General features: G+C 74.5%; 17 protein-coding genes and 1 pseudogene. 7 read left to right on the plus strand and 11 right to left on the minus strand.

Features of this window, described 5'->3' with window-relative positions; genetic code table 11:
- Nucleotides 1-46 precede the first annotated feature (46 nt).
- Nucleotides 47-349 carry a DUF4235 domain-containing protein gene (locus tag AC0B9F_RS25580; RefSeq protein WP_472006442.1) on the plus strand — a complete coding sequence of 101 codons (303 nt, stop codon included), beginning with the start codon at nt 47-49 and terminating at the stop codon, nt 347-349.
- Between the two features lie 103 nt (nt 350-452).
- On the opposite strand, the gene AC0B9F_RS25585 is transcribed toward AC0B9F_RS25580, so the two are convergent.
- The 3 genes from AC0B9F_RS25585 to AC0B9F_RS25595 all read right to left on the minus strand — a co-directional run bounded on the left by AC0B9F_RS25585 (nt 453) and on the right by AC0B9F_RS25595 (nt 2484).
- Nucleotides 453-845 carry a VOC family protein gene (locus tag AC0B9F_RS25585; RefSeq protein WP_472006444.1) on the minus strand — a complete coding sequence of 131 codons (393 nt, stop codon included), beginning with the start codon at nt 843-845 and terminating at the stop codon, nt 453-455.
- A gap of 66 nt (nt 846-911) precedes the next feature.
- A complete protein-coding gene (locus tag AC0B9F_RS25590) occupies nt 912-1376 on the minus strand; it encodes a pyridoxamine 5'-phosphate oxidase family protein (RefSeq protein ID WP_472006446.1) in 465 nt (154 codons plus the stop codon).
- 352 nt (nt 1377-1728) lie between these two features.
- Entirely contained in the window at nt 1729-2484 is a 756-nt protein-coding gene (locus AC0B9F_RS25595) for a TetR/AcrR family transcriptional regulator (protein ID WP_472006447.1), read from the minus strand.
- Nucleotides 2485-2625: 141 nt separating this feature from the next.
- Here AC0B9F_RS25595 and AC0B9F_RS25600 point away from each other — a divergent pair, with 141 nt between their 5' ends.
- The 3 genes from AC0B9F_RS25600 to AC0B9F_RS25610 all read left to right on the plus strand — a co-directional run bounded on the left by AC0B9F_RS25600 (nt 2626) and on the right by AC0B9F_RS25610 (nt 6364).
- Entirely contained in the window at nt 2626-4119 is a 1494-nt protein-coding gene (locus AC0B9F_RS25600) for an APC family permease (RefSeq protein ID WP_472006449.1), read from the plus strand.
- Nucleotides 4120-4145: 26 nt separating this feature from the next.
- Nucleotides 4146-5777, plus strand: coding sequence for an amidohydrolase (locus AC0B9F_RS25605; protein WP_472006450.1), 1632 nt, complete (start codon nt 4146-4148; stop codon nt 5775-5777).
- A gap of 206 nt (nt 5778-5983) precedes the next feature.
- Entirely contained in the window at nt 5984-6364 is a 381-nt protein-coding gene (locus tag AC0B9F_RS25610) for an anti-sigma factor antagonist (protein ID WP_472006452.1), read from the plus strand.
- Nucleotides 6365-6465: 101 nt separating this feature from the next.
- On the opposite strand, the gene AC0B9F_RS25615 is transcribed toward AC0B9F_RS25610, so the two are convergent.
- Nucleotides 6466-7422: a ribose-phosphate diphosphokinase gene (locus tag AC0B9F_RS25615; RefSeq protein WP_472006454.1), complete on the minus strand. Its 957-nt coding sequence runs from the start codon at nt 7420-7422 to the stop codon at nt 6466-6468.
- A gap of 217 nt (nt 7423-7639) precedes the next feature.
- On the opposite strand from AC0B9F_RS25615, the gene AC0B9F_RS25620 reads away from it, so the two are divergent.
- Entirely contained in the window at nt 7640-8242 is a 603-nt protein-coding gene (locus AC0B9F_RS25620; protein WP_472006456.1) for a TetR/AcrR family transcriptional regulator, read from the plus strand.
- 55 nt (nt 8243-8297) lie between these two features.
- Here the strand turns inward: AC0B9F_RS25620 and AC0B9F_RS25625 are convergent.
- A pseudogene (locus tag AC0B9F_RS25625) lies at nt 8298-8498 on the minus strand (hypothetical protein); the annotation flags it as partial.
- 258 nt (nt 8499-8756) lie between these two features.
- Between AC0B9F_RS25625 and AC0B9F_RS25630 the strand changes: the two are divergent.
- A complete protein-coding gene (locus tag AC0B9F_RS25630) occupies nt 8757-9779 on the plus strand; it encodes a M16 family metallopeptidase (protein ID WP_472006457.1) in 1023 nt (340 codons plus the stop codon).
- A 178-nt stretch (nt 9780-9957) separates the two neighbouring features.
- Entirely contained in the window at nt 9958-10632 is a 675-nt protein-coding gene (locus tag AC0B9F_RS25635; protein WP_472006458.1) for a DUF4230 domain-containing protein, read from the plus strand.
- On the opposite strand, the gene AC0B9F_RS25640 is transcribed toward AC0B9F_RS25635, so the two are convergent.
- The 6 genes from AC0B9F_RS25640 to AC0B9F_RS25665 all read right to left on the minus strand — a co-directional run bounded on the left by AC0B9F_RS25640 (nt 10633) and on the right by AC0B9F_RS25665 (nt 14630).
- Entirely contained in the window at nt 10633-12393 is a 1761-nt protein-coding gene (locus AC0B9F_RS25640) for a complex I subunit 5 family protein (protein WP_472006460.1), read from the minus strand.
- Entirely contained in the window at nt 12393-12740 is a 348-nt protein-coding gene (locus AC0B9F_RS25645) for a sodium:proton antiporter (protein ID WP_472006740.1), read from the minus strand. The genes AC0B9F_RS25640 and AC0B9F_RS25645 overlap by 1 nt, the downstream gene beginning before the upstream one ends.
- Nucleotides 12741-12748: 8 nt before the next feature.
- Nucleotides 12749-13510, minus strand: a complete 762-nt coding sequence (locus tag AC0B9F_RS25650) for an MnhB domain-containing protein (protein ID WP_472006462.1) — start codon at nt 13508-13510, stop codon at nt 12749-12751.
- Nucleotides 13507-13776 carry a Na(+)/H(+) antiporter subunit B gene (locus tag AC0B9F_RS25655; RefSeq protein WP_472006463.1) on the minus strand — a complete coding sequence of 90 codons (270 nt, stop codon included), beginning with the start codon at nt 13774-13776 and terminating at the stop codon, nt 13507-13509. Before AC0B9F_RS25655 ends, AC0B9F_RS25650 begins: the two co-directional genes overlap by 4 nt.
- A gap of 222 nt (nt 13777-13998) precedes the next feature.
- A complete protein-coding gene (locus AC0B9F_RS25660) occupies nt 13999-14451 on the minus strand; it encodes a monovalent cation/H+ antiporter complex subunit F (protein WP_472006465.1) in 453 nt (150 codons plus the stop codon).
- Nucleotides 14448-14630, minus strand: coding sequence for a hypothetical protein (locus AC0B9F_RS25665; RefSeq protein WP_472006467.1), 183 nt, complete (start codon nt 14628-14630; stop codon nt 14448-14450). Before AC0B9F_RS25665 ends, AC0B9F_RS25660 begins: the two co-directional genes overlap by 4 nt.
- Nucleotides 14631-14693: the final 63 nt, after the last annotated feature.

A 14693-nucleotide genomic window follows, 5' to 3' on the forward strand; every position in this document is an offset into this window, starting at 1 on the left:
TGACCCCGCAGTCCCCCGCTGCGACACCCACACCGAAGGAGACCCTGTGGCCAAGAAGAAGAAAAAGACGCTCCCCCTCGCCTACAAGCCCGTCGGCTTCGTGCTGGGCTGGGCCGGTGGCGCCCTGGCCGGTCTGGCGTTCCAGAAGACGTGGAAGCTGATCCGGCACGAGGACGACGCGCCCGACGCGCTGGACCCGGACCGCGGCTGGGGCGAGATCCTGCTGGCCGCCGCGGTCCAGGGTGCGATCTTCGCCGCGGTGCGCAGCGCCGTGGACCGCACGGGCGCCAAGGCCATCGAGCGCTCGACCGGTGTCTGGCCGGTGCAGGACCCGGGCGGCCGCGACTGACCGGCCCAGCCCCTGCCGGGTCCTGGTGGGCCGGCGTTGCCGTCGGGACCTGCCGGGCCGCCCTCGCCGCCGGGACCTGCCGGGCCGCCCTCGCCCCCTCCGCTCAGCCGAGCTTCGGCGCGGTGGGGGCGACGAGGCGCAGGGTGAAGGAGTGGCCGGCCGGATCGGCGTAACCGCGCTCCTCGTACGGGCCGGAGGCGTCCTTGGTCTCCAGCGGACGCCCGCCCAGGCCGACGATCCGGCGCTCGGCCTCGTCGAGGTCCTCGACCAGGAAGTCGAGGTGTACCTGGAGCGAGTTCTCGGGGCGCGGCCAGCTCGGCGGGGTCGCGTTCATGTCGCGGCGGAAGGCGAGCCGGGTGCCCTCCTCGGCGCGGATCTCCACTCGGTTGGCGGTCGCCTCCACCTGCTCGGCGTCGAGCAACGCCGTGTAGAACTCGGCGAGTTTCTCCGGTTCGGCGCAGTCGAGCACCACGACTCCGGCCGTGAACAGGGCCATGTCTCCTCCGCGGGTCGCATCACGCGGGGCGGCTCGGTCCGCCCCCAACCTGCGGATACCCCGGTTTCAGTCCGTCACCAGCCACCGGCCGTCGCGCATCACGTCCCGGCCGTCGAGTTCGTCCGCCTCCCGCCAGGCCTGGATGCGGCGGGGCAGCACCCGGAAGTACCGGTAGGGCGTGCCCAGTTCGCGAGGATCGAAGCCGGTCTGGGCGGCGAAGATCTCGGCGTCCTCCTCCGGCAGGTCGTGCGGTTCGACGGCCGTGGCGGTGCCCTCGACGAGGACGACGTCCCGGGTGGGTCCGATGCCGAGGCGGGCGACGCCGGTGGTGGTGAGGTTGCGCCCGGTGCGGCTCGCGGCGGGGGTGGCGAGCAGCAGCGTGGCGCCGTCCCACACGAACGACAGCGGGACCAGGTGGGGCGCCGCGCCGTCCTCGGCGGCGGTCGCGACCCAGGCGTCGACGTCGTGTTCGAGGCGGTGCAGGGTGTCGCGCTTGCGCTGCTGTGCGGTGCGGGGGGCTGCTGTGGTCATGCCACCAGTGTGGCCGCCGCTCCCCCGGCCGCACCCTGACCACACCCTTCCGGAGCCCGGTCGGCGCGTCGAGGGGGCGGGCGAGGAGGGGGTGGGTGCCGGCCGAACGGCCCCGGCGAACGGCCCCGGCCTCTGTCGGCGGCCACCACCGCGTCCGGCGCGGAGGGCGCCGCGCGCGGAGGTCACCGCGGCCCGCTGGGGTATGACTCCGCGCGCCCCCGGCTCTCCACCCCTGTCCCCGTCGCCGTCGACCGGCGACCGGTCGGCGCGGTACGGGTCGGGCGGACGCCCGAGGACTGACCCCGCCTCCCCGCCTCCCCGCCTCCCCGCGTCCCGCGCAACAGGCGCGTCGTCAGCGCCCCGGCTCGTCCGGCTGCGCTCGTGCCCCCGGCTCCCCCGTCCCTCCCCGCACCTCGGCCAGCCGGGCCGCCGCCGCGGTCAGCAGCAGGTCCAGGGCGGCCGGGTAGGAGCTGTGCCGCATGGTGGCGATCAGGTGGCCGGCGGTGGCGGCGATGTGCGGGTGGGTGTCCGTCGGCAGACGGGCGTAGGTGGCCCGCCACACCGCGGTCTCCGCCTCCCGGGCGGCCGGCGGCAGGGCGACGCCCGCGGAGTCCAGGGCGCCGAAGGCGAGCGCCTGGTCGGCGAAGGCGTGGTAGATGCGTACGGCGTCCACGTCCGGGAAGCCGGCGCCGCGCAGCACGCCCAGGATGGCCTCCACGGCGGCGATCTCGTGCTCGCGCCCGGTGACGCGGTGGGCGCTGAGCACGGCCGCCCGCGGATGAGCGAGTGCTCCGGCGTGCATCCGCAGTCCCAGGTCGCGCAGGTCGGCCCGCCAGTCGCCGCTGGGCCGCCAGGTGCGCAGCGTCTCACCGATGAGCTCGTCGGCGACGGCGAGCATCAGGTCGTCGGTGTGCCGGAAGTAGCGGTAGAGGGAGCTGGGGTCGGCCCCGAGCGCGCGGCCGAGCCGGCGTACCGAGAGGGCCTCGGCGCCGTGCTCCTCGATCAGGCGCAGCGCCGTGGCGACGATCAGCTCCTCGGACAGGACGACGCCCGCTTTGGTGGGCCGGCGACGGCGGCGGCCGCCGGGCGGGACGACACGGTCGGTCATGGACACGCCTCCAGGGTGCCGTGCTGCTTTCCGCGGGCGCCGCGACCTTACGACAACACCGTTGACGTGTGAAGCCCGGCGGCAGTTTCATGTCCGCTCACCGGGGCCCGCCGGGCCCCCTGGTGCGAGGAGAGTGCCGGCATGTCGAACCCGCCCCGCGGTGCCGAGCCGCCGCCGCTGCGCAGATCCCTCGGCGTGCTCGACGGCGTCGCCATCGCCGCGTCCAGTACCGCGGCCACGACCAGCATCGGCATCGGCCTGGGCGTGACGGCCGGCGTGGTCGGGCTGCACCTGCCGGCGATCATGCTGCTGGCGTTCCTGCCGGTGCTGGGCATCGCGGGCGCGTACGCACGGCTGAACCGCGTCGAGCCCAACGCGGGCAACGGCTATGTGTGGGTGGGCCGTTCGCTCTCGCCGTGGCTGGGCTTCCTGGTGGGGTGGGTGAACATCGTGGCGACGGTGGCGTTCCTCGCCTACACCACGGCCGTCACCGGCTCGGCGCTGCTGCAACTGGCCGGGGACGCCGGGCTGCGGCGGGTCGGAGGGCTGGACCTCGACCCCGGCTCCACCGCGCAGACCACCGCCCTCGGCATCGTCGTCCTGGCCGCCGTCACGCTCACCGCGGTGACCGGCGCGCGGACCGCGGCCCGTCTGCAGAGCGGGCTGCTGGTCTTCGAGTACGCGGTGCTGCTGGGCTTTTGCGGATACGGCCTCGTCACCGGCCCGCACCCGTTCCGCTGGGCGTGGTTCGACCCGTTCGCCCTGCCCTCCCCGCAGGCGCTCGCGCAGGGACTGCTGCTGTCGGTGTTCTGCTACTGGGGTTTCGAGTCCGCGTTCAGCGTGAACGAGGAGGTGCGCGAGCCGCGCGACGCGTCCCGGGCCGGGTTCATCACGCTGGCCACCATGCTCGCGCTGTTCCTGCTCGGCTCGGTCGCCTTCCAGCGGGTGCTGAGCGGGCCGGAGCTGGTGGGACACGGCGCCGAGGGGCTGGCGTTCTTCGGCGACCGGCTGGCGGACCGGCCGCTGGCCGTGCTGCCGCTGGTGGCGCTGATGTTCTCGGCGGTCGCCTCGCTGCAGGCGGGGGTGATCCCGACGGCCCGCGCGATGTTCGCCATGGGCCGGGACGCGACGCTCGGCCCGGTGTGGTCCCGGGTCAGCCCCCGCTACGGCACCCCGGCGGCCGGGACGCTGCTGATCGGGGCGCTGGCCATGGCGGTCGCCGCGCTGTCGCTGGTGATCCCGCGTCTGTCGGACATGATCATGGCGACCGTGAACGCCGTCGGGATCGTCGTCGCCCTCTCCTACGCGCTCACCGCGCTCGCCGCCGCCGTACGCTTCCGCGCCCTGCTGCGCACCGATCCCTGGCAGGGCGTGCGGGCGGTGGTGCTGCCCGCGCTGAGCGCCGCCGCGCTGCTCGGCCTCGGAGGCTACCTCGGCTGGTCCTTCTTCACCTCCACCGACCACTTCGCGCCGCGGGCGGACAACGGCTGGTTCCTGCTGCTGACGCCGCTGCTGATGATCGCCTCGGGGTGCGTCGCCGCGGCGTGGGCGAAGTGGGGGCGCAGATCGCCGTACTTCCGCACCGGCCGGGGCACCGACGCGGACGCGCCCGAACTGATCACCGCCGCCCCGTGACCCACGCTCACCACCGAAAGGACCTCATGCACGCCGACCTGCTCTTCCTCAACGGCCCCGTGTTCACGCCCGCCGGACCCTCCGCCACCGCCGTGGCCGTCACCGGTGACCGGATCACCGCGGTGGGCGGCGACGAACTGCGCGAGCTGGCCGGGCCACGCACCGAGGTCGTCGACCTCGCCGGGCGGCTGCTCCTGCCCGGCTTCCAGGACGCGCACGTACATCCGGTGCCGGCCGGCCTGGAGCTGACCCAGTGCGATCTGACCGGCGCGCGGACGGCCGAGGAGAGCGTCGCGGCCGTCCGCGCGTACGCCAAGGCGCATCCGGAGCGGGAGTGGATCACGGGCGGCGGCTGGTCGATGGAGGCGTTCGCCGGCGGCACGCCGGCGAAGGAGCTGCTGGACGCCGTGGTGCCGGACCGGCCGGTGTACCTGCCCAACCGGGACCATCACGGCGCCTGGGTGAACAGCCGTGCCCTCGCGCTCGCCGGGATCACCCGCGACACTCCCGACCCGGGCGACGGACGGATAGAGCGGGACGCGTCCGGTGAGCCGAGCGGAACGCTCCAGGAGGGGGCGATGCAGTTGGTGGGGCGGCTCACCCCGGCGGCCACGCCCGCCGACCTCGGGGCGGCCCTGCTGCACGCGCAGCGCACCCTGCACGCCCTCGGGATCACCGCCTGGCAGGACGCGCTCGTCGGGAACTTCCTCGGCATGCCCGACCCGTCCGAGGCGTACCGCGCCGCCGCCCGGGACGGCTCGCTCACCGCCCGGGTGCGGGGCGCGCTGTGGTGGGACCGGGAGCGCGGGGCCGAGCAGATCCCCGAACTCGTGCAGAGGCGGGGGGATCTGAGTCACGGGCGGTTCCGGGCGGGGAGCGTGAAGCTGATGCTGGACGGCGTCGCGGAGAACGGTACGGCGGCGCTGCTGGAGCCGTATCTGGACGGGTGCGGCTGCGTCACCGGCAACCGCGGCAAGAGTTTCGTGCACCCCGGGCAGCTGCCGAAGTACGTCACCGAGCTGGACGCGCTCGGCTTCCAGTGCCACTTCCACGCGCTCGGCGACCGGGCCGTACGGGACGCGCTGGACGCGATCGAGGCGGCGCGGGCCGCCAACGGGCCGAGCGACACCCGCCCGCATCTGGCGCACCTCCAGGTGGTGCACCCCGAGGACGTGCCGCGTTTCGCGCCTCTGGGCGCGGTGGCGAACATCCAGCCGCTGTGGGCGGCGCACGAGCCGCAGATGGACGAGCTGACGATCCCGTTCCTCGGGCCCGAACGGGCCGCGTGGCAGTACCCGTTCGCCTCGCTGCTGCGCTCGGGCGCGCGGCTGGCGGCGGGCAGCGACTGGCCGGTGAGCAGCCCGGACCCGCTGCACGGCGTCCATGTCGCCGTCAACCGCGTCGAACCGGGCGGCGACGGCCCGGTGTTCCTGCCGGCCGAGCGTCTCACGCTGACCGCAGCGCTCACCGCGTACACGGCGGGCTCGGCGCATGTGAACCACCTGGACGACACGGGCGAGGTCCGGGTGGGCGCCCTGGCCGACCTGGTGGTGCTCGACCGGGACCCGTTCGCCGTCCCGGCGGAGACGCTCGGCGCGACGCGGGTGGCGCTGACGTACGTGGGAGGGGAGCGGGTGTACGCGGCGACGGACGCGTGAGCGGCGGCACCGGACGCACCAGGGGCATGCTCGCACCGGCGAGGGACTGAGCCGTAGGCTCCAGCCACCGTCCCGGTCAAACTCGGCCGCAATTCGACGACATATGTCAATCGAACATGCTCAAATACTGTCGGCCGAGGGTAACTTGCAGGGCGGGGGCCCCTGTTGGGGTTCCCGTCCAGCAGCGGGTTGGAGGCGATGCCGTCGTGCAGCAGGACCCTGCGCCGCCCACGCGTCATCTGCGCGTCCACGCCGACGGGGTACACACGGTGCTGGAGTTCCACGGCGAGATCGACATCGCCGCCGCGGCCGAGATCGCCCCGCATCTCGACCGGGCCACGGCCGGTTCCGCACCCCGTGTGGTGATCGATCTGAGCGGGGTGGAGTTCTTCGACTGCTCCGGGCTGCGCCTGCTGTACCGGGCCCGTCGGCGCGTGCTGGAGCGGGACGGCCGGATCCACCTGGTGTGCACGCACGCCCTCACGCTGCGGGTGCTGCGGCTGACCGGGCTCGCCCGGCTGCTGCCCCCTCAGCCGACACGGGACGCGGCCCTGGGCCGGCCCGGGGCGACATCCGGCCATCTGTGAACCGCCGGGTCCACGGCGTCACCGGCGTGATCGCGTCGGGCGCGGGTGCGTTTCGCGCGGTTCACGGCGTTTCGCGGAGACCCACGGCCTCTCGTGCGCCTTCATGGCGCCTCGCGCGGCGCGTCGAACAGGGCGCTGACCGACTCGCCGTTGTGGATCCGCCGCACGGCCTCGGCGAGCGCCGGGGCGACGGTGAGGACGCGCAGCTTGCCGGTGCGCTCCTCGTGCGGCACCGGCACGGTGTTGGTGCAGACGATCTCCAGCACGTCCGGCTGCTCGCTGAGCCGCTTGAGCGTGCCCGCCGCGAACAGCCCGTGTGTGCACGCCACCCGCACCGAACGCGGCCCGGCCTCCCGCAGCCTCTCCAGCAGCTCCAGGACCGTGCTGCCCTTGGCTATCTCGTCGTCGAGGACGATCACGTCCCGCCCGGCGACATCGCCGATGACGGCGCTGATGCTGACCCGGTCGTCCGCGTAGCGCTGCTTGGCGCCGGCCGCCACCTGCGCGCCGATCATGCGGGCGAAGGCGGCCGCCTCCTTGGCGTTGCCGAGGTCCGGCGAGACGACGGTGGTGCGGCTCAGATCGTAGCGCCGGAAGTACGCGGCCAGTTCACGCCGGGCGTGCAGATGGTCCACCGGGACCGAGAAGAAGCCGTGCACCTGCGGCGAGTGCAGCGTCATCGCCAGCACCCGGCCCGCGCCGGCCGCCACCAGCAGATCGGCGACCAGCCGGCCGCCGAGGGAGATGCGCGGCGCGTCCTTCTTGTCGGAGCGCGCGTAGGAGTAGTGCGGGAGCACGACACTGATGCGCGCGGCGGACGCGCCGCGGGCGGCGTCGCACATCAGCAGCAGCTCCACCAGATGCTCCTGGACCGGCCTGACCAGCGGCTGGATCAGGAAGACGTCCCGCTCCCGGCAGTTGGCCCGCAGCTGCACCTCCAGACAGTCGTTGGCGAACCGGCTCACCCGGGTGGGACTGAGCGGGACTCCGAGCTGGGCGCAGACCTCCTCGGCCAGCTCGGGGTGGGCGCTTCCGCTGAACACGGCGATGTCTCGCACCTGGGTCTCCTCGTGGGCAGTTGCGGCAGGCGGTCCCCGCGGACTGGTGTACCCGGCGGACCCGAGGCCGCAGTCCTGCCCCGGCACACCCCGGGAGCAGCCGCCAGACGGCCGACTATTCCTTGAACCAGAAATCAATCAACTCGACCCGGCCTCGCCCGAGCTCCAGCGATGAGCCACTTGTACAACTCGAACCGGCCGGTAAAGAATGGCGGGCATGGCGAGACCGAAGAACCAGGGCGCGCGCCGCGAGGCGCTGATCGAGGCGGCCGGCCGGGCGATCTCCGAGCGGGGCATCGCCGCGCTGCGGATCAAGGACATCGCCGCCGAGGCGGGCGTCTCGGCGGGCTCCGTCCTGTACTACTACCCGGAACTCGACGACCTCGTGTTCGAGGTGCACAGCGGCGCCGTGGAGCGCTTCCTCGGCCGGCGCCACGCCGTCACCGACGCCCTGCGCGACCCGGTGGAGCGGCTGCGCGCCGCCGCCGAGTCCGGGCTGCCCGTCCACGCCGACGACGCGGACCACCGGCTGCTGTACGAGCTGCACGGCCTGGCCGATCGCAGCACCGCGCACGCCGCGCTGATGGGCTCGCTCTTCGCCCGGGAGACCGCGCTCTACTCCACGATCCTCGAACTGGGCGCCGCAGCAGGCGAGTTCACCCTCACCGAGCCGGTGGCGGACGTGGCGCGCAACCTGGTCACGCTGGAGGACGGCTACGGCCTGCACATCGTCAGCCGCAACGCCGCCGTGGACCGCGCCACGGCACTGCGCCTGCTGCTCGGCTACGCCCGCTCGGCCACCGGCTGCCCCCGCCTGTAACCGCCGCGCCCGCAGCCGTGCGGCGGCGCGGAGCCGGGCCGCACGCCGGGGCGGCTCAGGCCGGGATGCCCGGACCCCGGTACGGGCCGTCGTGCTCGCGGACCTCCCCGTCGTCGTCGAGGACGACGAACCGGTCGAAGGTGCGGGCGAACCAGCGGTCGTGGGTGACCGCGAGGACCGTGCCGTCGAAACGTTCGAGAGCGGCCTCCAGGACCTCGGCGCTGTGCAGGTCCAGGTTGTCCGTGGGCTCGTCCAGCCCTTGAGCCGCTGGTGCTCCTCGGGCCAGCGGATGTGTGACCGGCCCGGCCAGGAGGTGCTGAGCGTCGAGATCGCCGTGGCCGCGCCGCTCGCCCTCGAACCCCGTGACCTGGAGGGCGTCCTCGGCGTCACCACCAGCGCCCTCGTCGAAGGCCTGCCGGGCCTGAGCTCGCTCGACTTCATCCGGGAGCGGGAGAACTGCGGCGCGGCCCTCGGAGTCGGCGCCGAGCACGCGGGTCTGCGGATCACCCTGGACGTGCCGGTCCCCCACCTGGCCCGCGCCCTTTCCCTGCTGGTCCGCGCCCTGCGCGAACCACTGCTCCCGGCCGCCTCGGTGGACCGGCTGGTCCGCTCGCGCGTCCACGCCCTGGTCCGTCACCAGGCGGACCCGGAGCGCCGGGCCGCCCTGGAACTGCACGGCGCCGTCTTCGACGCCGCGGACCGGCGCAGCCGTCCGGCGCGCGGCACGCGGGAGACGGTCCGCCGGATCGACCGGGACGCGGTCGTCGCCTGTCACCGCCGCTTCCTGCGTCCCGCCGTCACCACCGTCGTGGTCGCCGGCGACCTGTCCGGGAACGGCACCGAGGCGACGCTGCGCCGGGTCCTGTCCACGTGGGAGGGCGAGCCCGGCACGCCGTCGGCGCCGCCCGCCCCGCCCGTACGGGACGACCCGGTGGTGATCGTGGTCGACCGGCCGGGGGCCGTCCAGACCCGGCTGGTCCTCGGCCGGGCGGCGACCGCGCGCACGGCGCCGGGCTGGGAGGCGCTGCTCATCGGGAGCCACAGTCCCGGCGGCTCGGTCAATGCCCGCCTCGACCGGGAACTGCGGGAGGCGAAGGGGTACACCTACGGCTTCCACAGCCGGCTGCTCGCGGTCGTGCAGCATTCGCTCGCGGTGGTGACCGGTGCGGTGGAGACGTCGGTGACGGGTGACGCGCTCCGCGACGTCCGGCGCATCCTGCGGGAGGTGGCCGAGCACGGGATCAGCGAGCGGGAGCGATCGGCGGCGGTCGCGCAGATCGTGGACGCGGCGCCGCTGCGCTGTCTGACGGCCTCCGCCGTCGCGGACGAGATCGCCGTGCTGGTGCTCGACGGGCGCGCGCCGGCCACGCTGCCGGGCGCGTTCCGGCGGGCCGCGGCCGTCACCGTCCAGGAGGCATCGGCGGCCCTGCGGGAGGCGTTCGCTCCGGACCGGCTGGTGACGGTGGCGGTCGGCGACGTCTCACGGATCGGCGAGGCCGTCCGGGAAGCGACAGGGTCGCCGACCCGCACCGTCTGAGACGACGCCGGACGGGCGCGGCGGGTACGGCGGCCACCCGCGCCGGGGACCCGGGTGCCGCAGCGCCGTGGCCGGACGGCCGGGCGCCGCTCGTGACCGGCCCGCCTGCCCGTGTCAACGCGCCTGTCTGCAAACGGCCTTGGGGGGCATCCGGAGTTCAGGAAGGAGGGCCGTCGCCATGACCGATGCCCCCGCGCCACCCGCCCGTCCGTCGCGCCGTCTGCCCGGCTGGGCGAAGGTGCTGGTGTCCGTGGTGCTGGTGCTCGCCGTGTTCTTCGCGGGGCTGCGGCTGAGCGTACTGCCGGGCCTGCGGGACCTGTTCGGCACCGAGACGCACGACCGCTCCGGGCCCGCCCTGCTCAAGTCCGTTCAGGACCTCAGCCGTTACGACGCCGCCTCCGGCACTTTCCAGGTGGTCGTCGACCTGGAGAAGGACGCCCGGTTCCTGCCCGACGCGATCCGCGGCACCCGCACCCTGTACGTCGGCGCGGGCACCGTCGACGCCTACGTCGACCTCGGGAAGCTCGGTGAGCGGGACGTGCGCGTCGACGCCGACCGTACGACGGCGACGCTGCGGCTGCCGCACGCACAGCTGGGCCGGCCCGCCCTCGACCCCGACCACTCCTACGCCGTCTCCAAGCAGCGCGGCCTGCTGGACCGTCTCGGCGACCTGTTCTCGGACAACCCCAACAACGAGCAGGCCGTGCAGAAGCTGGCCGTCCGGCACATCGGGGACGCCGCGCGCGGCAGCGGGCTGACCACGCGGGCCGAGGCCAACACCACCGCCATGCTCCAGGGGCTGCTGCGCTCGCTCGGCTTCAAGGAGGTGCACGTGTCCTACGGCGGCACCTGATCAGCCGCCGAGCACCCCGGGCAGGGCGAGCGCCCCGAGCAGGGTGGTGCCCACCAGCATCCACGCGACGTAGTCGCCGATGTGCCCGGACTGCAGGCGGCGCAGGGGCAGCACCCGGCCGGGGGCGGCCAGCAGACTCGGGCGGGTGACGGCGACGGCGGCGAGGGCCACGGCGAGCAGTGAGGACAGCAGGCCCAGCAGCACCCCGGGCAGGGTCCAGTGGACGTCGCTGCGCAGCCCGCCGGAGCCGGCCTCGTTGACGGCGTCGGCGACGGACGTGGCGAAGCCGGGTACCACGCCGACGGCGAGCGAGCCGGCCAGCAGCAGCGCCGGGACCGCCCGCATGGTGTCGGGGACCCGGGTGAGGCGGCGCCGGGTCTCGGGTTCCTCGTCGGCGCCGGTCGTCTCGTACGTGCCGCTGTCCGGCGGCTTCGGGCCGAGGCCGAGGAAGACGCGTGCGGTCACCCGCAGCACCGCGCCCGCGGTGACGGCGGACACGACCACGTAGAGCACGGTGAGCGGGGCGCCCACGGCCTCCTCGCCGACCGCCTTGCCGAGGCCGGTGCCGAACGGCGGCAGCCCGGCCAGTGCGAGGCCGCCGACGGTGAACATCACCGCGACCGACCGCATCCGGCGGCCCCGGCCGTGCAGCGCTTGCTCGTCGAGGCCTCCGAAACGGTCGAGGAGGATGCCGGCGCAGGCGAACAGCGCCGCCTTCACCCCGGCGTGGCCGAGGAGGTAGATCGCCACCCCGTCGTCGGCCTCGGGCGTGAGCTGTCCGATGCCGAGCAGGAACAGGCCGGTGTGGGCGACGGTGGAGTAGGCGAGCAGCCGTTTGATGTGCCGCTGGTACCAGCACATCACCGCGCCGACCACGGCGCTGAGCGCGCCGGGCACGGCCAGCGCGTGCCCGGCGTCGGCCGCGGGCACCCCGCCGGGCCCGGAGAAGACGGTGGAGTAGACCCGCCACACGCCGTACACGCCGAGTTCGACCATGACGCCGGACAGCAGCATGCACACCGGGGTCGGTGCGACGGCGTGCGCGTCGGGCAGCCAGAAGTGGAAGGGCAGGGCGGCCGCCTTGACCATCAGCCCGGTCAGCACGAGCACGAACGCGGTCAGGACCAGGGCGTCCGGCTTGCCGTGCGCGTCGAGGCCGCGCCCGATCGCGGTCATCGCCAGTTCCCCGGTGCGCCCGTACAGCAGGCCGAGGCCCATCAGCATGGCGTACGCGCCGAGCGAGGTGACGACGGCGAAGGTCAGCGCGCCCTGTACGGCGCTGGGTTCGTCGATGCGGTAGCCGGTCAGCGCGTAGGCGACGACGCTCATCAGCTCGAAGAAGACGAACGCGTTGAACAGGTCCCCGGCGATCGCGAACCCGCACATCCCGGCCTGGAAGACCAGCATCAGCGCGGGGAAGGACCCGGCGTGCCGGCGCGGCGGTTCGTCGAAGTAGTGCCAGGAGTACGCCAGGGCGGCGAGCGTGAGCAGGGAGGCGAGCGCGGCGAGGCCGAGGCCGGGCCCGTCCCCGACGACGACGATGCCGACGCTCTGCCCGTTCACGGGCAGCCAGCCGCCGACCCACTCCACCATGGGCGGCGAGGAGTTCGTCAGCAGCACGAGCGCGAGGGCGCCGGTGCCGGCGGAGACGAGGCAGCCGATGGTCTCGGCGGCGGCGCGGGGCAGCAGGCGGCTGCCGGCGACGAGGAGGCCGGCGCCGAGCAGCGGGAGCGCGACGAGCAGCGGGATCAGATGGTGCATCAGCCGCGCAGCTCGGACAGCTCGTCGGGGTCGACCGTGCCGTGCCGCTTGGCGATCTGCACGACGAGGGCGAGCAGCAGGGCGGTGACCGTGGCGCCGACGACGACGTCGGTCAGCGCGAGGGCCTGCACGACCGGGTCGACGACCGGCCGTGAGCCCGGCCGGATGTCGGAGAACACGGGCGCGGTGGCGCCGTCGCGGTAGCCGACGGCCAGCAGCAGGACGTAGGTGGCGGCCTGGCAGACGGACAGACAGCCCACGGCGTGGATGAGGTTGCGGCTCGTGGCGAGGCCGTAGGCGCCGGCCAGGAACACCCAGGCGGCGACGAGGTACGGCAGGACGTGCAGGATGTCTGTCACCCGTTCTCCTTCCCATGCCCGTTTCCCGGCTCCTCCACGATCTCCACGGCCTGGTCCAGGAAGCGGGCGAGCAGGACGACGACCGCGCAGGCCACCTCCATGCCGATGGCCGCGTTCAGCAGCGGGACGAGCCCGCCGGAGGAGAGCGTGTTGAAGGTGCCGTACGGCAGCAGTGTGTTGGCCAGGAAGGCGGCGCCGGCGAGGAGACAGGCGACGCCGGTGACGAGGTAGGCGCAGGCGGCGAGCGCGTCGCCGGCCTCGTACAGGCCGACCGGGCGGATGCGTTCCAGGGCGCGGTAGTCGGCGCCGAGGTAGAGCAGGTGCAGGGCGGTCGCGGCGACGACACCGCCCTGGAAGCCGCCGCCGGGGCTGAGCTGCCCGTGCGCGATCACGTACAGGCCGGTCAGCACGGCGACGGGCAGGACGACGAGGGCGTAGCGGCGCACCGGGCGGGCCACGTCCGCGGGTTGCGGGGCGGCGCGGTGTTCGTCGCGGGCCTGGCGCAGCAGGACCACGCAGCCGAGGACGGAGGCGAACAGGATGCTCATCTCGCCGAGGGTGTCGTAGGCGCGCAGGTCGAAGTTGACCGACGCGATCGTGTTGGCGGTGTGCCGGCTGAGCGCGGCGTGCACGGCCCGGTCGCCGTAGGGGTGGCTCCGGCCGCCGAAGGAGGGGAGGTCGAGGCAGGCGGCGACGAGCAGCGCGGCGAGGCCGGCGCCGCCGAGCGCCACGAGCCACAGCCGGACCCGCCGGGTCACCGGGCGCTCCCCTCGGCGTCGGTGTCCTTGGCGCGGCGGTGGACCTTGCGGACCGTCAGCAGCAGCAACAGCGGGGTGACCGCGGCGCCCACCGCGAGCTGGGAGAGGCCGACGTCGGGTGCCTGGAGGACGGTGAACAGCACGGCGAGGACCAGGCCGAGCACGGACAGCACCAGCGACTGGCGCACCGGGTCGCGGGTGGCCACGGCGGCGGTCGCGGCCCCGGCCACGAGCACCAGCGCGACGACGATGACGGCGTCGGTCACCGCGGCATCACCTGCTCCTGCACGGCAGCCCCCGGCCGGATGAACCGACGACGGCGCCCCACGGCCCCGCGCCCTGACCGCCGCGGGCGGTCAAGGGGCGCGGGGAACCGCGCGCCCAGCCACCACGAGACCCGCACGGGCCGCCGCAGGCAAGGCGCCGGCCGCAGGCGACCGGGGACATCCACCCCCGCACGGAGTGCAGGCCGCACCGAGGAACAGGCGTCAGCCATCACGCACCCCCGTGATGCCGCCGGACAGGGCGCGGGAGGCGACCAGGTTGCCGGCGATCAGCAGCGCGCCGATCACCAGCAGCTTCACCATCGCCCGGCCGGGGCCGGTCGCCGCGCACAGGGCCACCACGGTCACCGCGCCGACCCCGGCGGCCGTCCAGGTCGCGCCGCGGGCGCGTGGCGGGTCGTCGGCCAGTTCGTCGGCGAGCAGCCGCGCGAAGACGAGGGTGCCGACCGGGCCGAGCAGCGCGAGCAGCAGGGCCAGGTCGATGTAGGAGGTGCGCTGGTAGCCCTGGGAGAGCAGCAGCAGGCCCGGGCAGATCAGGGCGGCGGACAGGTTCTGGGCGACGGCGCGACGGCGCAACGGGCCGGTGGCCACGCCCCACAGGGCCGCCCCGGCGCCGCCGGCCAGGACGACGGCCGCCGCGAGGAGCCAGCCGTTCACGGTTCGGTCACCGCCCGGCGGGCGGCCCGCGCGGCGATGGCGCCGACCGCCGCCGCGCCGCCGCCCACCGCGAGTTCCAGCGGGTAGACGGCGCTGATCAGCATCAGCCACAGCACGGCGAGCGCGGCCCACCAGGCGAGGAGTTCACCCGCGGCGCGCAGTGCCGTACGCCTCCGCAATGTGCCACCTCCTCGTCGCCCGCCGTCGCCCGAAGTCCTGCGGGCATCCAAGCACCGCGCGTG

This window comes from Streptomyces sp. NPDC097129, assembly GCF_055668065.1.